Annotated in this window: 15 protein-coding genes and 1 tRNA gene; 3 read left to right on the top strand and 13 right to left on the bottom strand. The window is 68.8% G+C overall.

Going from position 1 to position 19,016, the window contains the following annotated elements; all coding sequences use genetic code 11:
• Positions 1-265, bottom strand: a 265-nt coding sequence (locus AC529_RS20950; protein WP_232306713.1) for a hypothetical protein, incomplete at its 3' end; no start/stop codon positions are given.
• A 370-nt stretch (positions 266-635) separates the two neighbouring features.
• Between AC529_RS20950 and AC529_RS20945 the strand changes: the two genes are divergently transcribed.
• A complete protein-coding gene (locus AC529_RS20945; protein ID WP_157080194.1) occupies positions 636-800 on the top strand; it encodes a hypothetical protein in 165 nt (54 codons plus the stop codon).
• Positions 801-1,679: 879 nt separating this feature from the next.
• Here the strand turns inward: AC529_RS20945 and AC529_RS12275 are convergent.
• From AC529_RS12275 to AC529_RS12235, 9 genes are all read right to left on the bottom strand, one after another.
• Positions 1,680-5,555 carry a DNA-directed RNA polymerase subunit beta' gene (locus tag AC529_RS12275; RefSeq protein ID WP_068756711.1) on the bottom strand — a complete coding sequence of 1,292 codons (3,876 nt, stop codon included), beginning with the start codon at positions 5,553-5,555 and terminating at the stop codon, positions 1,680-1,682.
• A gap of 31 nt (positions 5,556-5,586) precedes the next feature.
• A complete protein-coding gene (rpoB, locus tag AC529_RS12270; protein WP_068756708.1) occupies positions 5,587-9,054 on the bottom strand; it encodes a DNA-directed RNA polymerase subunit beta in 3,468 nt (1,155 codons plus the stop codon).
• A gap of 647 nt (positions 9,055-9,701) precedes the next feature.
• Positions 9,702-10,094, bottom strand: a complete 393-nt coding sequence (gene rplL / locus AC529_RS12265; RefSeq protein WP_068756706.1) for a 50S ribosomal protein L7/L12 — start codon at positions 10,092-10,094, stop codon at positions 9,702-9,704.
• Between the two features lie 132 nt (positions 10,095-10,226).
• Entirely contained in the window at positions 10,227-10,754 is a 528-nt protein-coding gene (gene rplJ, locus AC529_RS12260; protein ID WP_068756704.1) for a 50S ribosomal protein L10, read from the bottom strand.
• A 338-nt stretch (positions 10,755-11,092) separates the two neighbouring features.
• Complete coding sequence (rplA, locus tag AC529_RS12255; RefSeq protein WP_068756702.1) at positions 11,093-11,797, bottom strand: 50S ribosomal protein L1; 705 nt, start codon at positions 11,795-11,797, stop codon at positions 11,093-11,095.
• A gap of 94 nt (positions 11,798-11,891) precedes the next feature.
• A complete protein-coding gene (gene rplK, locus AC529_RS12250; protein WP_068756700.1) occupies positions 11,892-12,320 on the bottom strand; it encodes a 50S ribosomal protein L11 in 429 nt (142 codons plus the stop codon).
• A gap of 213 nt (positions 12,321-12,533) precedes the next feature.
• On the bottom strand, positions 12,534-13,286 hold the full coding sequence (gene nusG, locus AC529_RS12245) for a transcription termination/antitermination protein NusG (RefSeq protein WP_068756698.1): 753 nt from the start codon (positions 13,284-13,286) through the stop codon (positions 12,534-12,536).
• A gap of 132 nt (positions 13,287-13,418) precedes the next feature.
• Positions 13,419-13,664, bottom strand: a complete 246-nt coding sequence (gene secE / locus AC529_RS12240; RefSeq protein WP_068756696.1) for a preprotein translocase subunit SecE — start codon at positions 13,662-13,664, stop codon at positions 13,419-13,421.
• Positions 13,665-13,711: 47 nt separating this feature from the next.
• Positions 13,712-13,784 (bottom strand) — tRNA-Trp (locus AC529_RS12235).
• Between the two features lie 244 nt (positions 13,785-14,028).
• Here AC529_RS12235 and AC529_RS12230 point away from each other — a divergent pair.
• On the top strand, positions 14,029-15,237 hold the full coding sequence (locus AC529_RS12230) for a pyridoxal phosphate-dependent aminotransferase (RefSeq protein WP_068756694.1): 1,209 nt from the start codon (positions 14,029-14,031) through the stop codon (positions 15,235-15,237).
• A 141-nt stretch (positions 15,238-15,378) separates the two neighbouring features.
• Entirely contained in the window at positions 15,379-16,407 is a 1,029-nt protein-coding gene (locus AC529_RS12225) for an adenosine deaminase (RefSeq protein ID WP_068756692.1), read from the top strand.
• 41 nt (positions 16,408-16,448) lie between these two features.
• Here AC529_RS12225 and AC529_RS12220 read toward each other — a convergent pair whose 3' ends face one another.
• The 3 genes from AC529_RS12220 to AC529_RS12210 all read right to left on the bottom strand — a co-directional run bounded on the left by AC529_RS12220 (position 16,449) and on the right by AC529_RS12210 (position 19,004).
• Positions 16,449-17,054 carry a TMEM165/GDT1 family protein gene (locus tag AC529_RS12220; protein WP_068756690.1) on the bottom strand — a complete coding sequence of 202 codons (606 nt, stop codon included), beginning with the start codon at positions 17,052-17,054 and terminating at the stop codon, positions 16,449-16,451.
• 386 nt (positions 17,055-17,440) lie between these two features.
• A complete protein-coding gene (locus AC529_RS12215) occupies positions 17,441-18,511 on the bottom strand; it encodes a UDP-N-acetylmuramate dehydrogenase (RefSeq protein WP_068756688.1) in 1,071 nt (356 codons plus the stop codon).
• Positions 18,512-18,578: 67 nt separating this feature from the next.
• Entirely contained in the window at positions 18,579-19,004 is a 426-nt protein-coding gene (locus AC529_RS12210) for a MaoC family dehydratase (RefSeq protein WP_068756686.1), read from the bottom strand.
• Positions 19,005-19,016: the final 12 nt, after the last annotated feature.

Raw genomic sequence — 19,016 nt, 5'->3', positions numbered from 1 at the left:
CCCGGTCCACCGCACCGAACGACGACGTCGCCGACGGATCCTCACGCTCACCCCAGCCAGAGCCGGACGAAGACTCCGCCGAAGACCGCGACTGCCAGGAATCCTCCCGATCCACCGGACCGAACGACGACGTCGCCGACGGATCCTCACGCTCACCCCAACCGGAACCGAACGAGGACTCAGCCGAGGAACCCGACTTCCAGGAATCCTCCCGGTCCACCGCGGAGAACCCGGACGTCGCCGACGGATCCTCACTCAGACCCACCGACTCCGCACGCTCACCCCAGCCAGAACCGGACGAGGACTCCGCCGAAGACCGCGACTGCCAGGAATCCTCCCGATCCACCGGACTGTGACCGGTGTCGGGAGCGGTGCCGCCCGGGTTGGGGCTGCTCCCCGTACCGGAGCCAGGGTGGTCGGCGTCGGGGCGCTGCCGGTAGGGCGGTACCAGTCGGCTCGGGTCGTACGGGGACTGCGCGCTGTCCTTGATGGGGAGACGGTAAATGCTCGTGGGGTCGGGCTGCCGCCGCTGGGACTGGGTGTCGGCGGTCCCGGGGCTCCGGTCGGCCGCCGCCGCGCTGCTGTCGGGGGGAGCGGTGTAGGAGGTCCCGGTTCCGGCGGAGTAGCCGGGGAAGGTGCTCTCCGAGCTGCTCGGGGACCAGATGTCGGCGGAGCGCTCCGGCCGCGTCTCGGCTCCCGGGAAACCTCCGGTCGAGGGAGCGGTGGGGGACGACGGCGCTCCGAAGCCGTACTCCGGGCTGCCCGGTGTCGACGACTCCTCCGGAACGTCCAACCGGTAGGTGGCGCCCCGCTCGGCTCCCGTGTTGGAACTCCACGCCGGGGGTGCCGAGGGCTCCCCGGTCGGGGGGGCGGTGGGGGACGACGGCGCTCCGAAGCCGTACTCCGGGCTGCCCGGTGTCGACGACTCCTCCGGAACGTCCAACCGGTAGGTGGCGCCCTGGCGGAACGACCCGGTCATCTCGGAGCCGCCGGTGGGGGTCCGGCTGCCGGCTCCGGTCTCAGGAGCGCGCAGTTCCTCCGGACGGTAGGAGCCGGAGGCGAAGTCGTAGGCGGGGCCGGGCCCCGGTCGGTCGCTCTGCTGCGCGGAGTCGTCTCGGGAGGGGGTCTGCCCGGTCCTGCCCGCGTCCTCGCCGTAGGAGGGAGCGAGGTCGCGCGGCGGAAGGTCGAAGGGGTAGTCGCTGGCAGCCGGCGTCCTGGAAGGTTCGGACGGCCCCAGACCGCTCAGCGCCGAAGGGTACGGCTCGGCCATGCCGGGGACGCTTCCGCTGTAGCCGCCGAGTCCCGGATACCCTCCGCTGTTCGGGTATCTCGGGGTCGACGGTGTTCTGTGCTGCTCCGAGGCCCCGGCACCCGCGGTACTGTTCTGCCGCTCCTCGTAGGGGTCTCGGTACTCCGACTGGGTCCGGTACCGCTCTCTGCTGGGCTGGAACCAGGAGTTCGTCGTCGGCTGCGACTGCTCCCGTCCGCCATCTGGTCGGTCCGGTGCTCCCCCGTGTTCGGTCACTGTCCTTGATCTCCCGACCGCGCTCGCGCGCTCAACAGATTCTCCCAGAATGAAGTATGTCAACCGGTAACGACGGACGGCGGTAGTGCTGCCCGTTTCGAGGCGCACTACCGCCGTTGCTCAACTCAACCAGACGTCACCGGTCGCTTCCGGGTCACCTGTTGTAGGGCCCGAAATCGTAGTCCTCCAGCGGAACGGCCTCACCCGATCCCTGACCGAATGTGTACTCGCTGGGCTCCTCGTAGGAGGACACCGAGTACATCGAGGCCTTGGCCTCCTCGGTGGGCTCGACCCGGATGTTCCGGTACTGCGGCATACCGGTACCGGCCGGGATGAGCTTACCGATGATGACGTTCTCCTTGAGACCGAGCAGCGGGTCGCTCTTGCCGTGGATGGCGTTCTCGGTGAGCACCCGGGTGGTCTCCTGGAAGGAGGCCGCGGACAGCCACGACTCGGTCGCCAGGGAGGCCTTGGTGATACCGAGGAGGACGGGACGGGCCGAAGCGGGCTGACCGCCCTCGGCCACGACCTGACGGTTGATCGCCTCGAACTTGGGACGCTCGACCATCTCTCCCGGAAGCAGCTTGGTGTCGCCGGACTCCAGGACGTTCACTCGCTTGAGCATCTGCCGCACGATGATCTCGATGTGCTTGTCGTGGATCGAGACACCCTGCGACTTGTACACTTCCTGGACCTCGGAGACGAGGTGCTGCTGCACCGCGCGCGGGCCGAGGATCCGCAGGACCTCGTGCGGGTTGACCGCACCCTGGATGAGCTTCTGCCCGACTTCGACGTGCTGTCCGTCATGGACGAGCAGCGGTGCCCGCATGGGAACCGGGTAGGCGATCTCGTCGGATCCGTCGTCCGGGATGAGGATGATTTTACGGCTCTTCTCCGTCTCCTCAATCCGGATCCGGCCCTCTACCTCGCTGATCGGGGCCACACCCTTGGGGATGCGGGCCTCGAAGAGCTCCTGGACGCGCGGCAGACCGTGGGTGATGTCCTGACCCGCGGAGCCACCCATGTGGAAGGTCCGCATGGTGAGCTGGGTACCGGGCTCACCGATGGACTGCGCGGCGATGATGCCGATGGCCTCGCCGACGTCGACCGGCTTGCCGGTGGCCAGGGAGCGGCCGTAGCAGGTGCTGCACACGCCGACCTTGGCCTCGCACACCAGCGAGCTGCGCACGCGCACCCGGGTGACGCCCGCCGCGATCAGCTTGTCGATCAGGGCCTCGGTCGTGTCGCTCAGCTTGGTCGCGATGACCTCGCCGTTGACGACGACGTCCTCGGCGAGCGTCCGGCCGAAACCGGTGTTCTCGACGTTGTGCTTGCGCACGACGGTCCCGTCGGGGCGCCGCTCGCCGATCTCCTGCCACAGGGAGCGGTCGGTGCCGCAGTCGACCTCGCGGACGATGACGTCCTGGGCGACGTCCACCAGACGCCGGGTGAGGTACCCGGAGTCGGCGGTGCGCAGCGCCGTGTCCGCCAGACCCTTGCGCTGACCGTGGGTGGAGATGAAGTACTCCAGCACCGACAGGCCCTCGCGGTAGGAGGACTTGATCGGACGCGGGATCGTCTCACCCTTGGTGTTGGAGACCAGGCCGCGGATACCGGCGATCTGGCGGACCTGCATGGGGTTACCGCGGGCACCGGAGTTGACCATCATCCACACCGTGTTGTCGGGCGGAGAGTTCTCCTCCATGTCCTTGGCGACCTCGTTGGTCGCCTTGGTCCAGATGTCGGTCAGCTCCTGGCGGCGCTCCTCGTCGCTGATCAGACCGCGGTCGTACTGCCGCTGGATCTTCTCGGCCTGCTTCTCGTACTCGTCGAGGATGCGCTTCTTGTTCGGCGGCGGGACCACGTCGCTGATGCTGATGGTCAGCCCCGAGCGGGTGGCCCAGTGGTACCCGGCGTCCTTGAGGGCGTCCAGCGTGGTGGCCACCTGGACCTTGGGGTACCGCTCGGCCAGTTCGGTCACCAGAGCGGACAACTGCTTCTTGCCCATCTGCTGGTTGACGAACGGGTAGTCCTCGGGCGTGGTCTCGTTGAACAGGTACCGGCCGAGGGTGGTCTCCAGCAGGTACGGCTGGCCCGGCTGGTAGCCCTCCGGGGGCTCCCAGCCCACCGGCGGCACGACGTCGCCCTCGACACGCAGCTTGATCTTCGCCTGGAGGTCGAGCTGGCCCAGGTCGTAGGCCATGATGGCCTCGCCGACGCTGCTGAACGCCCGGCCCTCGCCCTTCGCGCCCTCCTTGAGGGTGGTCAGGTAGTACAGGCCGATGACCATGTCCTGGGTGGGCATGGTGACGGGCTTGCCGTCGGAGGGCTTGAGGATGTTGTTCGTGGCGAGCATCAGGATGCGCGCCTCGGCCTGCGCCTCCGCGGACAGCGGGAGGTGGACGGCCATCTGGTCACCGTCGAAGTCCGCGTTGAACGCGGTGCACACGAGCGGGTGGATCTGGATGGCCTTGCCCTCGACCAGTTGCGGCTCGAACGCCTGGATGCCCAGGCGGTGCAGGGTCGGCGCACGGTTGAGCAGCACCGGGTGCTCGGCGATGACCTCTTCGAGCACGTCCCACACCACCGGGCGGGAGCGCTCGACCATGCGCTTGGCGCTCTTGATGTTCTGCGCGTGGTTCAGGTCGACCAGGCGCTTCATCACGAACGGCTTGAACAGCTCCAGCGCCATCTGCTTGGGCAGGCCGCACTGGTGCAGCTTGAGCTGCGGGCCGACGACGATGACCGAACGGCCGGAGTAGTCGACGCGCTTGCCCAGCAGGTTCTGGCGGAACCGTCCCTGCTTGCCCTTGAGCATGTCGGACAGCGACTTGAGCGGACGGTTGCCCGGCCCGGTGACCGGGCGGCCGCGGCGGCCGTTGTCGAACAGGGCGTCGACGGCCTCCTGGAGCATGCGCTTCTCGTTGTTGACGATGATCTCGGGCGCGCCGAGGTCGAGAAGCCGCTTGAGCCGGTTGTTCCGGTTGATCACCCGGCGGTACAGGTCGTTCAGGTCGGAGGTGGCGAAGCGGCCACCGTCGAGCTGGACCATGGGGCGCAGGTCCGGCGGGATCACCGGGACGCAGTCGAGCACCATGCCCATCGGGCTGTTGCGGGTGTTGAGGAAGGCCGAGACGACCTTGAGCCGCTTGAGGGCGCGGGCCTTCTTCTGGCCCTTGCCGGTGCGGATGATCTCGCGGAGCTTCTCGGCCTCGGCCTCCAGGTCGAAGTTGGCCAGCCGCTCCTTGATGGCCTGGGCGCCCATGCCGCCGCGGAAGTACTTGCCGAAGCGGTCCCGCATCTCGCGGTAGAGCAGCTCGTCGCCCTCCAGGTCCTGGACCTTGAGGGTCTTGAAGCGGTTCCAGACCTCTTCCAGGCGGTCGATCTCCCGCTGGGCGCGGTCGCGGATCTGCCGCATCTCGCGCTCGGCGGCCTCGCGCACCTTGCGGCGCGCGTCGCCCTTGGCGCCCTGCTCCTCCAGCTCGGCCAGGTCGGCCTCGAGCTTGCGGTGGCGCTCCTCGATGGCGGAGTCGCGGCGCTGCTCCAGGTGCTGCCGTTCGACGGAGATCCGGGCCTCCAGGGACGGCAGGTCGCGCTCGCGGGCCTCGGTGTCCACCCAGGTGACCATGTAGGCCGCGAAGTAGATGACCTTCTCCAGGTCCTTGGGGGCCAGGTCGAGCAGGTATCCCAGCCGGCTGGGAACGCCCTTGAAGTACCAGATGTGGGTCACGGGCGCGGCCAGCTCGATGTGGCCCATCCGCTCGCGCCGGACCTTGGCCCGGGTGACCTCGACACCGCAGCGCTCGCAGATGATGCCCTTGAAGCGGACGCGCTTGTACTTACCGCAGTAGCACTCCCAGTCCCGGGTCGGACCGAAGATCTTCTCGCAGAAGAGTCCGTCCTTCTCCGGCTTGAGGGTCCGGTAGTTGATGGTTTCCGGCTTCTTGACCTCGCCGTGCGACCACTGGCGGATGTCGTCAGCGGTGGCGAGGCCAATGCGGAGCTCGTCGAAGAAGTTGACGTCGAGCACTTAATTCGTCCCCTGCTCTTGGTTGGCGGAATCAGACCTCTTCGACACTGCTCGGCTCGCGCCGACCAAGGTCGATACCCAGTTCTTCCGCCGCACGGAAAACGTCCTCGTCGCTGTCGCGCATCTCGATCGACATACCGTCGCTGGAGAGCACCTCCACGTTGAGGCAGAGCGACTGCATCTCCTTGATGAGCACCTTGAAGGACTCGGGGATGCCGGGCTCGGGAATGTTCTCGCCCTTGACGATCGCCTCGTAGACCTTCACGCGGCCGGTGACGTCGTCGGACTTGATGGTGAGCAGCTCTTGCAGGGCGTAGGCGGCACCGTAGGCCTCGAGCGCCCACACCTCCATCTCACCGAAGCGCTGGCCACCGAACTGCGCCTTACCGCCCAGCGGCTGCTGGGTGATCATCGAGTACGGGCCGGTGGAACGGGCGTGGATCTTGTCGTCCACCAGGTGGTGCAGCTTCAGGAAGTAGGTGTAGCCGACCGCGACCGGCTCCTTGAAGGGCTCACCGGTGCGTCCGTCGAACAGGCGGGCCTTGCCGAACTCGTTGACCAGGACGTCGCCGTCCTCGTCGGGCAGCACGGAGGCCAGCAGACCGCCGATCTCGTCCTCGCGCACACCGTCGAAGACCGGGGTGGCGACCTTGGAGTTCGGTGGCGCCTCGTGCGCGTTGATGGCGCGCAGTCGGCGTTTCCACTCGGCGTCGTCGCCCTCGACCTTCCAGCCGTGTTTGGCCAGCCAGCCCAGGTGGATCTCGAGGATCTGGCCGACGTTCATGCGGCCGGGCACGCCCAGCGGGTTGAGCACGATGTCGACCGGGGTGCCGTCCTCCAGGAACGGCATGTCCTCCTGGGGCAGGATCTTGGCGATGACGCCCTTGTTGCCGTGCCGGCCGGCGAGCTTGTCGCCGTCGGTGATCTTGCGCTTCTGCGCCACGTACACGCGGACCAGCTCGTTCACGCCGGGGGGCAGCTCGTCGCCGTCCTCACGGCTGAACACGCGCACGCCGATGACCTTGCCGGACTCGCCGTGCGGCACCTTCAGGGAGGTGTCGCGGACCTCGCGCGCCTTCTCGCCGAAGATCGCGCGCAGCAGGCGCTCCTCGGGGGTCAGCTCGGTCTCACCCTTGGGGGTGACCTTGCCGACCAGGATGTCGCCGTCGACGACCTCGGCGCCGATCCGGATGATGCCGCGCTCGTCCAGGTCGGCGAGGACCTCCTCGCTGACGTTGGGGATCTCGCGGGTGATCTCCTCGGGCCCCAGCTTGGTGTCGCGGGCGTCGACCTCGTGCTCCTCGATGTGGATCGAGGAGAGCACGTCGTCCTGGACGACGCGCTGGGACAGCACGATGGCGTCCTCGTAGTTGTGGCCCTCCCAGGACATGTACGCCACGAGGAGGTTCTTGCCCAGCGCCATCTCACCGTGGTCGGTGGAGGGGCCGTCGGCCAGCACCTGGCCCGCCTCGACCCGCTGGCCCTCGTCGACGATGGGCCGCTGGTTGAAGCAGGTTCCCTGGTTGGTGCGCTTGAACTTGTGGACCCGGTAGGTCTTGCGGGTGCCGTCGTCGGCCAGGACGGTGATGTAGTCGGCGGTGACGTCCTCGACGACGCCGCTCTTCTCGGCCAGGATGACGTCCCCGGCGTCGGTGGCCGCGCGGTACTCCATGCCGGTGCCCACCAGCGGGGCCTCGGCGCGCAGCAGCGGGACCGCCTGGCGCTGCATGTTGGAGCCCATGAGCGCGCGGTTGGCGTCGTCGTGCTCCAGGAACGGGATCATGGCGGTGGCCACCGACACCATCTGGCGCGGCGAGATGTCCATGTAGTGGACCTCGTCGGCGGCGACCGACTCGAACTCCCCGCCCTTGCGGCGCGCCAGCACCCGGGACTCGGCGAAGGTCCCGTCCGGGTTGACCGGGGTGTTCGCCTGGGCGATGACGTAGCGGTCCTCCTCGTCGGCGGTGAGGTAGACCACCTCGTCGGTGATCCGGCCGTCGACGACCTTCCGGTAGGGGGTCTCGACGAAGCCGAAGGAGTTGATCCGGCCGTAGGCCGCGAGCGAGCCGATCAGACCGATGTTCGGTCCTTCGGGGGTCTCGATCGGGCACATGCGGCCGTAGTGCGACGGGTGCACGTCGCGGACCTCGAAGCCCGCCCGCTCGCGGGACAGACCGCCCGGACCCAGCGCCGAGAGGCGGCGCTTGTGGGTCAGTCCGGCCAGCGGGTTGGTCTGGTCCATGAACTGGGAGAGCTGGCTGGTGCCGAAGAACTCCCGGATGGAGGCGACCACCGGACGGATGTTGATCAGGGTCTGCGGCGTGATGGCCTCGACGTCCTGGGTGGTCATGCGCTCCCGCACGACGCGCTCCATGCGGGCCAGACCCAGGCGGACCTGGTTCTGGATGAGCTCGCCGACGGTGCGCAGGCGGCGGTTGCCGAAGTGGTCGATGTCGTCGACCTCGATCGGGAAGGTGCCGTGCGGGCGCACCAGCTCCTTCTCCTCGGCGTGCAGCCGGACGAGGTAGTCGACGGTGGCGACGATGTCCTCTTCGGTCAGCGTGCCCTGGGTGATGTCGGTCTCCAGCCCCAGCTTCTTGTTGATCTTGTAGCGGCCGACCTTGGCGAGGTCGTAGCGCTTGGGGTTGAAGTACAGGTTCTCCAGCAGGGTCTGCGCGGACTCCTTCGTGGGCGGCTCGCCCGGGCGGAGCTTGCGGTAGATGTCCAGCAGCGCGTCATCAGTGCCGGCGGTGGGGTCCTTCTCCAGCGTGTTGCGGATGGACTCGTACTCGCCGAAGCGCTCCAGGATCTGGTCGGTGGTCCACCCCAGGGCCTTGAGCAGGACGGTGACGGCCTGCTTGCGCTTGCGGTCGATGCGGACCCCGACGAAGTCGCGCTTGTCGATCTCGAACTCCAGCCAGGCCCCGCGCGACGGGATGATCTTGCAGCCGTAGAGATCCTTGTCGGAGGACTTGTCGACCTGGCGATCGAAGTACACGCCGGGAGAACGGACAAGCTGCGACACGACGACGCGCTCGGTGCCGTTGATGATGAAGGTGCCCTTGGCGGTCATGAGCGGGAAGTCGCCCATGAACACCGTCTGGCTCTTGATCTCGCCGGTGTCGTTGTTGATGAACTCCGCCGTGACGAACATCGGGGCGGAGTAGGTCATGTCCTTGTCCTTGCACTCCTCTTCGGAGTACTTGGGCGGCTCGAACCGATGGTCGCGGAACGACAGCGACATCGTGCCCGAGAAGTCTTCGATCGGACTGATCTCCTCGAAGATCTCTTCCAGGCCGGACTGCTCCGGAACGTCCTTGCGGCCGGCTTTACGGGCCGCTTCGACTCGGGCACGCCACTTCTCGTTGCCGAGCAGCCAGTCGAAGGACTCGGTCTGCAGGGCGAGGAGGTTCGGGACCTCAAGTGGTTCCTTGATACGGGCGAAGGAAACGCGGTTCGGACCAAGGGCGTTAGCGGAGGCGATGCGCGAGGCTGCCAACAGGGGTCCTTCCGAAGGCTTGTGGCGGTTGATGCGCGCGCACGCCGGACGCTCCCGTAGCCGGAGAACCACCGGACAGGGGCGGGTCTACGGTCGGCGAGGGCCGTGCGGAGCGAGCTGGTCGATGAGGATCAGCCCGCGCACGGGCTCTCCACAAGGAGACGTCAAAGGGCAGCGCAAAAGGGCAGTGTAGCCGAACACTACACCGCTGTCCAACAGTGTGCCCCATGATTATCCAAGACATCTCGCAGCATCGCTGCTGACGGCCGATTCGTCAAGCCCAGAGAGGGCATTCCGGCCAGTTCCGGCAGAGTGAGAGGACACACAGGGCCTGGCAGGTGTGAGCTAACCAACATCGGGGAAGGAAGAGGAGTTCACAGTTTCGTCAAGGAACCCTCATCTTCTCGTCAGTTTCCCCGTGTCGCGCCTGTTCCCGGACCTCTGCGCGGGCCACGGCCGACCTCTGGGAGGCTCACCCGGGGCGGCCGCCCCCCGCGGGCCGTCGCGGTACGCGCCCGCGCCGGGACACCACACCACTGTGCCACCGCGCGCCCGTCCACGCCCCCCGTTTTCCGCCGCTGCGCCCCGCCGCAACGCAGAAGGCGGCCGCCCCGCGGGGCGGCCGCCTTTCCGGCGGTCCGAACGGACTACTTCAGGGTCACGGTGGCGCCGGCACCCTCCAGGGCGGCCTTGGCCTTCTCCGCGGTCTCCTTGTTGACGCCCTCGAGCACCGGCTTGGGGGCGCCGTCGACCAGGTCCTTGGCGTCCTTCAGGCCCAGGCTGGTGAGGGCGCGGACCTCCTTGATGACCTGGATCTTCTTGTCGCCGGCGGACTCGAGGATGACGTCGAACTCGTCCTTCTCCTCCTCGGCGGCGGCCTCGCCGCCACCGCCACCCGGAGCGGCAGCGGCGACGACCGCGGCCGGGGCGGCGGCGGTGACGTCGAACTTCTCCTCGAACAGCTTGACGAACTCGGAGAGCTCCAGGAGGGTCATCTCCTCGAACGCGCTGAGCAGCTCCTCGTGGCTGAGCTTCGCCATGGTTGCGATCTCTCTTTCTCTACCGGCGTGCGCGCCCTGTGACGCGACACCGAGCCTGCAACGCCGACGCGTACCGCGCCGGCCACGGACGGGATGTGCGGGGCCTTCGCCGTCTCCGGGAAGGCCGCGGTTCTACTGGGACTCCGCTCGCTTGTCCGCCAGTGCCTGGACAAGGCGCACAGCCTTGGACGGCAGCGCCTGGAACACGGCGGCAGCCTGGCTCTGCTTGGCCTTGAGAGCACCGGCGAGCTTCGAGAGGAGCACCTCACGGGACTCGAGATCGGCCAGCTTGATGATCTCCTCGGGCGTCATCGGCTTGCCGTCGATGACACCGCCCTTGATCACCAGCGCCGCGTTCTCCTTGGCGAAGTCACGCAGCCCCTTGGCGGCCTCCACCACGTCGCCCTTGACGAAGGCGATGGCGGAGGGGCCCTTGAGGAGGTCGAGGACCTCAGGGCTCTCCAGGCCGGCCTCCTTGGCCGCGATCTTGGTCAGCGTGTTCTTCGCCACGCGGAAACGCGCGTTCTGGCCGAGGCTGCGGCGCAGTTGGGTGACCTGCGCGACAGTGAGCCCGCGGTATTCGGTCAGCACGGCACCGCTCGAACTCTGGAATTCCTCCTTGAGTTCGGCGACCGCGGCTGCCTTATCCGGCCTCGGCATGGGACTCCTTCCAACGGTGAACACTGGTCGAGGTCCCTGTGCGGCGGGCGACGCGGTTGCGACAGAAAAAGCCCCGGCGCAAGCGCACGGGGCCCGGGACCACGGACGCGAGGGAACACGCGACGGGTCCAGAAGCTCACAGCAACCTGCGCGGGCCGCCCGGCATGTGCGGGACCTTAGGTCACCCGACGGGTGACGACCAGCGGTCTTCGGCAATTCTCCATGCTAGGCGATAACCGGGACCGCGTCGAACGGAGACCGCGGCCCGCCCGGCACCGCCCGCGACACGCGCAGGCGCCCTCCCGCCGGAGGCGGAAGGGCGCCCGGAAGCACTGTCGTCAGGCGGCGGCCGCCGTCCGCACGACGTTCGGGTCGACCGGGATGCCGGGGCCCATGGTGCTGGTCAGGGTGACCTTCTTGATGTAGCGGCCCTTGGCGGCGGAGGGCTTGAGGCGCAGGACCTCCTCCAGGGCGGCGGTGTAGTTCTCCACCAGCTTCTCGGCGTCGAAGGAGACCTTGCCGATGATGAAGTGGAGGTTGCCGTGGCGGTCCACCCGGAACTCGATCTTGCCGCCCTTGATGTCGGAGACGGCCTTGGCGACGTCCATGGTGACCGTGCCGGTCTTCGGGTTGGGCATGAGGCCGCGGGGGCCGAGGACGCGGCCGAGACGGCCGATCTTGCCCATCAGGTCAGGCGTGGCCACCACAGCGTCGAAGTCCAGGAATCCCTGCTGGATCCGCTCGACCAGGTCGTCGTCGCCCACGTAGTCGGCGCCCGCGGCCCGCGCCTGCTCGGCACGCTCACCGGTGGCGAAGACCAGGACCCGAGCGGCCTTGCCGGTGCCGTGCGGCAGGTTGACGGTGCCGCGCACCATCTGGTCGGCCTTGCGCGGGTCGACGCCCAGACGCAGGGCGACCTCGACGGTCGCGTCGAACTTGACGGGGCTGGTCTGCTTGACCAACTGGACGGCCTCGGCCGGCGTGTAGAGCCGGTCGCGGTCGATCTGCTCAGCCGCTTTGCGGTAGCCCTTGCTGCGCTTCACGAGTACTCCTAGCGAAAGGTTTGTGGTGTGGGCCAGCGCCTGACCCTGCCACGGAGAGAAAAGGGGAAGAGGACCGCCCGGACGGCGTGTCCGACTACTTGACCTCGATGCCCATGGAGCGGGCGGTGCCGGCGATGATCTTCTCGGCGGCGTCCAGGTCGTCGGTGTTCAGGTCGGGCAGCTTGGTCTGCGCGATCTCGCGGACCTGGTCGCGGGTGATGGAACCGGCGACGGAGCGGCTCGGGTTGGTGGAGCCCTTCTCCAGGCCGGCGGCCTTGAGGATCAGCGTCGGCGCCGGAGGCGTCTTGGTGATGAAGCTGAAGGTGCGGTCCTCGTAGATGGAGATCTCTACGGGGATGATGCTGCCGCGCTGGGACTCCGTCGCAGCGTTGTACTGCTTGCAGAAGTCCATGATGTTGACACCGTGCGGACCGAGCGCGGTACCGACGGGCGGCGCCGGGGTGGCCTGGCCAGCGGGAAGCTGGACTTTCACCAGAGCCGCGAGCTTCTTCTTCGGAGGCATTTCGGGTCCTTGTCTGAATCGCGATTGATCGTGGCCCCGGGTCCGCGTCCGTGACGGGACACACGGCCGCCCGGTGTACGGGCAGCCGGAGATCGGAGCACCCCCGGGAGACGGGGGCGTGCGCGGCCGTCGGGACCGTTCCGGCCGCGCGGGCCCCGCGGAACGGGGCACGACGGGTCCGCCGAGGCGGACCCGTCAAGTCTAAGCCAACGGTCAGATCTTGGAGACCTGGTTGAACGCCAGTTCGACCGGGGTCTCACGGCCGAAGATCGACACCAGCACCTTGAGCTTCTGGGTGTCGGGGTTGATCTCGCTGACCGTGGCGGGCAGCGTGGCGAAGGGACCGTCCATGACGGTGACGGACTCGCCGACCTCGTACTCGACGTCGCCGCGGGGCTCGGCCTCCTTCTTCCTGGCCTGCTCCTCCTCGGCCTCGGGCTCGGGCGCCAGCAGGTCCGCGACCTCCTGGAGGCTCAGCGGAGCGGGACGGTTGGACAGGCCCACGAAACCGGTGACACCGGGCGTGTTGCGGACGGCCGCCCAGGACTCGTCGGTGAGCTCCATACGGACCAGCACATAGCCGGGCAGGACCTTCTCGGTGACCTGCTGCCGCTTGCCGCTCTTGACCTCCGTGACCTCCTGCGTGGGCACCTCGACCTGGAAGATGTAGTCCTCCATGTTGAGGGACTGGGTGCGGCTCTCGAGGTTGGCCTTCACCCGGTTCTCGTAGCCCGCGTAGGTGTGCACGACGTACCACTCGCCGGGCAGCAACCGGAGTTCGGCCTTGAATTCCTCGACCGGGTCGAGCTCGGGAGCCTGGTCCTCGGAGGCGTGGCTCTCCCGGGCGACCTCGTCGGCAACCTCAGCAGCTTCCGCCTGCTCGGCACGCGGACCGGTCTCTTCCGCCGACGACTGATCCCGATCCTCGTTGGGGAGGTCGTCAGAGGTCAGTGGGGACTCGGACACGGCTGCTCTTTCTCTCGTCGGATAAGCGCTCACTGCTGGCTTCTGAAAACACAAGAGGCCAGCACTGTCAGCTTATGGTCTCACCGGAGGCGATGAGACCATGTCCGACCGTGCCGACCTCGGGTCGCTGAATCAGGCCTCAGGGCCCACCAGGCCGTAGAGCCAGGTGACACCTTCCCCGAAGCCGAAGTTCACGAGGGAGACGTAGCCGATCATGGCCAACACGAACACGATGACCACGATGGTGTAGGTGACGAGTTCGCGCTGGGTTGGCCAGCGAACCTTACGGAGTTCGGCGACAACCTGCTTGGTGAAGGTCACCGGACCGGTACGACGCTTCCGCTCTCCGGGCTTGGCGTCCGTGTCAGTCTGTGTCACCTCAGGTCCTTAGGGATCGGGACACTCTGCTCTCAGAGTCTCACTTGCAGGGCAGGAGGGACTCGAACCCCCAACCGCCGGTTTTGGAGACCGGTGCTCTACCAATTGAGCCACTGCCCTTGGCTGTGCCTGCTTACACGATAACCGGTGATCGAACAGAGTGACCACGACGGTGCGCCGCCGCCCGCTGCGAACCGGCCATCGGTTGCCAGAGTCTATGCCAACTCCGTGCCCGGAACCAACTCCGATTTCGCCATTGTTGGTAACACCAATGTCACAAATCGTGACGACTCGTGCTCTCCGTCGCGCCACACGGGCCGACCGGCCCGTGAAGCCCTCCGAGGGCGCATGGAACGATGGGGGCATGACTGACCGACCTCGTATCTCCGCACGCATCGGCGGCATCTCCGAATCGGCGACCCTGGCGGTGGACGCCAAGGCCAAGGCCATGAAGGCCGCGGGACGTCCCGTCATCGGATTCGGAGCCGGGGAGCCCGACTTCCCCACGCCCGACTACATCGTGGAGGCCGCGGTGGCCGCCTGCCGCGAGCCCCGCTTCCACCGCTACACCCCGGCCGGGGGCCTGCCCGAGCTCAGGGAGGCCATCGCGGCCAAGACGCTGCGCGACTCCGGCTACCGGGTGGAGCCGAACCAGGTCCTGGTCACCAACGGCGGCAAGCAGGCCATCTACGAGGCGTTCGCTGCGCTGCTCGACCCGGGCGACGAGGTCATCGTGGTCGCGCCGTACTGGACCACCTACCCGGAGTCGATCAAGCTCGCCGGCGGCGTCCCGGTCTTCGTGGTCACCGACGAGTCCACCGGCTACCTGGCCTCCGTGGAGCAACTGGAGGCGGCCCGCACCGAGCGCACCAAGCTGCTGGTGTTCGTCTCGCCGTCCAACCCGACGGGCGCGGTGTACCCGCCCGAGAAGGTCCGCGAGATCGGCCGCTGGGCGGCCGAGAACGGCCTGTGGGTGCTCACCGACGAGATCTACGAGCACCTGGTCTACGGCGACGCCACGTTCTCCTCGCTGCCCGTCGAGGTCCCCGAGCTGGCCGACCGCACCGTGGTGGTCAACGGGGTGGCCAAGACCTACGCGATGACCGGCTGGCGGGTCGGCTGGATCATCGGCCCCACGGACGTGATCAAGGCCGCGACCAACCTGCAATCGCACGCCACCTCCAACGTCGCCAACGTCGCGCAGGCCGCGGCGCTGGCCGCGGTCTCCGGCGACCTGTCCGCGGTGGCGGAGATGAAGAAGGCGTTCGACCGCCGTCGGCAGACCATCGTGCGCATGCTCAACGAGATCCCCGGGGTGCTGTGCCCCGAACCGCAGGGCGCGTTCTACGCCTACCCGTCGGTCAAGGAGCTCCTCGGCAAGGAGATCCGCGGCAGGCGTCCGCAGACCTCCGGCGAACTGGCCGAGCTGATCCTGGAGCACGCGGAGGTGGCGGTGGTCCCGGGCGAGGCGTTCGGCACCCAGGGCTACCTGCGGCTGTCCTACGCGCTGGGCGACGCCGACCTGGCCGAGGGCGTGGGGCGCATCGCCAAGCTGCTGAGCGAGGCCGAGTGACCCGCGCCGGGTGCTCCGCGGCGGGCCCGCGGAGCACCCGGCCGCCGTGTCCCGCGGGCCGCCCGTCGCCTTTCCCGGCGGCGGGCGGCCTCTCTGTCCCAACGGGCGGCACCGGACGTCACTTTGCGGCACCCTTGTGTCATGAGACGTCCGATCGACCAACTTCCCAAAGCCCATCTGCACCTGCACTTCACCGGCTCGATGCGGCACGCCACCCTCGTGGAGCTGGCCGCCGAGCGCGGAGTGCACCTGCCCCACGCGCTGGTCGAGGAGTGGCCGCCGAAGCTGCGGGCCACCGACGAGCGGGGCTGGTTCCGGTTCCAGCGGCTCTACGACATCGCCCGGTCGGTGCTGCGGACCCCCGACGACCTGTACCGGCTGCTGCTGGAGACCGCCGAGGACGAGCGCGCGGCCGGCGCGGGATGGCTGGAGATCCAGGTGGACCCCAGCGGCTACGCGTCGCGGTTCGGCGGCCTGACCGCGACGCTGGAACTGGTGCTGGACGCCGCGCAGGCGGCGGAGCGGGCCACCGGGGTGGGCATCGGCGTGATGGTGGCCGCCAACCGGACCAAGCACCCGCTGGACGCCAAGACGCTGGCCCGGCTGGCCGTGCAGTACGCGGGCCGCGGCGTGGTGTCGTTCGGGCTGAACAACGACGAGCGGCGGGGGCGGGCGCTGGACTTCGAGGGCGCCTTCCGGATCGCGCGCCGCGCCGGGCTGCTGTCGGCCCCGCACGGCGGGGAGCTGAGCGGGCCGCGCAGCGTCCAGGAGTGCCTGGACCTGCTGGCGGCCGACCGCATCGGGCACGGGGTGCGCGCCGTCGAGGACCGCGCCCTGGTGGACCGCCTGGCCGCCCAGGAGGTGACCCTGGAGGTGTGCCCCACCTCCAACGTGGGCCTGGGCGTGGTGGACCGCCTCGACCAGGTCCCGCTGCGCCGACTGTTCGACGCGGGGGTGCCGATCGCGCTGGGCGCCGACGACCCGCTGCTCTTCGGCTCCCGCCTGGCCGAGCAGTACGAGATCGCCCGCGAGGTGTTCGGCTTCTCCGACCCGGAGCTGGCCGAGCTGGCCCGGATGTCCATCCGTTCCTCGGGCGCCCCGGAGGAGCGGAAGAAGGAGATGCTGGCGGGCGTGGACGCCTGGCTGGCCGCTCCGGAGCCGACGGGGTGACCCCGGTTCCGTCGAGCCCGTCCGCGGCGCGCTGAGCGCGTTCAGAACAGCAGCGCGCTGAGCCCCTGCCAGGTCATGGCCAGACCGGCGAGGAAGAACACCACGGCCGCGCCGATCCGGATGGCCTTCTCGGGCAGCTTCTTGCCCAGCAGCATGCCCAGAGCGATCCCCAGGGCGTCGGCCGCGACCATGCCCAGGGTGGAGCCGATCCACACCGCCAGCCAGGACAGGGGCGTCCCGGCGTGGTCCGCGCCGACGGCGATGGTGGTGAACATGGTCTTGTCGCCGAGCTCGGCGAGGAAGAAGATCGTGGCCACGGTCAGCAGCGCCGATCCGGCGCGCCGGGTCGCGGCGCGCTCCTCGTCGGCCTCGGTGAGCTCGTCGCCGCGCAGCGTCCAGGCGCCGAAGCCGAGGAAGGCGAGCCCGGCGCCGAGGGAGAGCCAGTCGGCGGGCAGTGCCAGGCCCAGGACCTCGGCCAGCAGCACGCTGATCCCGTGGATGACCACCGTGGCCAGGGCGCTGCCGAGCAGCACGGTCCGCACCCGATAGCGGCTGGCCAGCGACATCGCCACCAATTGGGTCTTGTCCCCCATTTCGGCGACGAGAACGGCTCCCGCGCTCACCCCGACCAGCCCGGCAAACGCCATCGAATTCCCTGCCTCTCGTTCTTTGTCCGGGCATCGGAAAAGCGGACGACGCTCTTCGACCCGGATGCCTGCGACCGGGTCGAAGGTCTCGTCCGCCTGGCGTTCGCACCGGCTCGTGCGACCGGGTCCGTGCTGCGCAGGGACCAGCGTGTCGATCACACGGATTGAGGACTACTCCCCTTCGACGGCTTCCACCGTAGTGAAGGGAATACGGATTCGCAATTCATGGGAATGGCGATTTCCGAACGGACCCGAAGCCAATAAAAAAGTTCGGTCCGCCTTATTTTTCTGTTGCGGGGGCCGCGACGGAATTCTTCCGGAAAGCTCCGGGAGGCACGGCGCCCGCGCCGCGCGGCCGGGGCCGCCGCGGCGCGGGCGCTCTTCGGTCAGAGGGTGACGCCCACCATGACGGGCTCGTTCACCAGGGTGATCCCGAAGGCCCGGGCCACGCCCGCGCGCACCTCGCGGGCCAGGGCCAGCAGGTCGGCGGTGGTGGCGCCGCCCCGGTTGGTCAGCGCGAGGGTGTGCTTGGTGGAGATGCGCGCCGGTCCCGTGCCGTACCCCTTGGGGAAGCCGGCGTGCTCGATCAGCCAGGCCGCCGAGGTCTTCACCCGGCCGTCCGCGTCCGGGTAGGCGGGCGGGGCGGTCCCGGGGCCGAGCCGCTCCTCGACCCGCCGGGTGAACTCGGCGAACTCGTCGGCGGACAGGATCGGGTTGGTGAAGAAGGACCCGGCGCTGCGGCTGTCGGGGTCGGCCGGGTCGACGACCATGCCCTTGCCGCGGCGCAGGGCCAGCACGGCCTCGCGGGCGTCGGCCAGCGGCACGCGGTCGCCCTGGGCCACTCCCAGGGTGCGGGCGAGTTCGGCGTAGCGGATCGGGCGGCTCAGCTTGGCGCGGGTCAGCTCGAAGACCACCTCGCACACCACGTAGCGGTTGCGGCCCTTGAAGACGCTGTCGCGGTAGGCGAAGCCGCACTCGGCGGCCGCCAGGACCCGGGTGCGGCCCTCCTCCCGGTCGTAGACCGTGACCTCGGCGATGGTCTGGCTGACCTCCTGGCCGTAGGCGCCGACGTTCTGGATGGGCGTGGAGCCGACCCGGCCGGGGATGCCGGAGAGGCACTCGACGCCGGACAGGCCCTCGTCCACGCAGCGCGCGACGAACGCGTCCCACTCGACCCCGGCGTCCGCCCGCACCCGCACGGTGTCGTCGCCGACCTCGGCGGAGGAGAGGCCGGAGGAGTCGACGTGGACGACCGTGCCCGGGAACCCCTCGTCCGCGACGACCAGGTTGCTGCCGCCGCCCAGGACCAGCAGCGGGCTGCCGGCGCGGTCGGCCTCGCGGACGGCCTCGATCAGTTCCTCCGTGGTGGCCACGGGCTGGAAGAGCGCCGCGGGACCGCCGAGCCCGAGAGTGGTGTACTCGGCGAGCGGCACGTTGCGGGCGGGAGCGGTGGACACGGTGGCACCTTTCGGCGGGTGGGAACGGAGACGTTCCCGCGCCGCAGCGGCGCGGGAACCGGGACGGTCAGGCCAGGCGTACCACGGCGGTGGAGCGCGCCAGGACCTTGGCTCCGGCGCAGCGGGCCGTGATGGTGACGACGACCTGGTTGTCGTCGAGCTTCTTGGTGACGGTCCCGCCGACCACGAGCTCGGTCCCCTTGTCGTCGTCGGGGACGACCACGGGGGCGGAGAAGCGGACCCCGTACTCCACGATCGCGCCGGGGTCGCCGACCCAGTCGGTGATCAGGCGGCCGGCCTGGGCCATGGTGAACATGCCGTGCGCGATCACGCCGGGCAGGCCCACCTCGCGGGCGACCCGGTCGCTCCAGTGGATCGGGTTGAAGTCGCCGGAGGCTCCGGCGTAGCGGACCAGGTCGCTGCGGCGCACCCGGTAGGTCTGCTCGGGCAGCTCGGTGCCCACCTCGACGTCGGCGTAGCGGACAGTGGTCATCTGGGCTGCTCC

The sequence above is a fragment of the Thermobifida cellulosilytica TB100 genome (assembly GCF_001517975.1).
Taxonomy (GTDB): domain Bacteria; phylum Actinomycetota; class Actinomycetes; order Streptosporangiales; family Streptosporangiaceae; genus Thermobifida; species Thermobifida cellulosilytica.
The sequence above is the reverse complement of the archived record's forward strand: the minus strand, read 5'-3'. Positions and strand labels throughout refer to the sequence as shown.

Coding starts and splice junctions, on each gene's coding strand:
- rplJ (WP_068756704.1), bottom strand. CDS start 10,754: ATGCCGAGGCCGGATAAGGCAGCCGCGGTCGCCGAACTCAAGGAGGAA.
- AC529_RS12210 (WP_068756686.1), bottom strand. CDS start 19,004: ATGACCACTGTCCGCTACGCCGACGTCGAGGTGGGCACCGAGCTGCCC.
- AC529_RS12225 (WP_068756692.1), top strand. CDS start 15,379: ATGAGACGTCCGATCGACCAACTTCCCAAAGCCCATCTGCACCTGCAC.
- AC529_RS12220 (WP_068756690.1), bottom strand. CDS start 17,054: ATGGCGTTTGCCGGGCTGGTCGGGGTGAGCGCGGGAGCCGTTCTCGTC.
- rplK (WP_068756700.1), bottom strand. CDS start 12,320: ATGCCTCCGAAGAAGAAGCTCGCGGCTCTGGTGAAAGTCCAGCTTCCC.
- rplL (WP_068756706.1), bottom strand. CDS start 10,094: ATGGCGAAGCTCAGCCACGAGGAGCTGCTCAGCGCGTTCGAGGAGATG.
- AC529_RS12230 (WP_068756694.1), top strand. CDS start 14,029: ATGACTGACCGACCTCGTATCTCCGCACGCATCGGCGGCATCTCCGAA.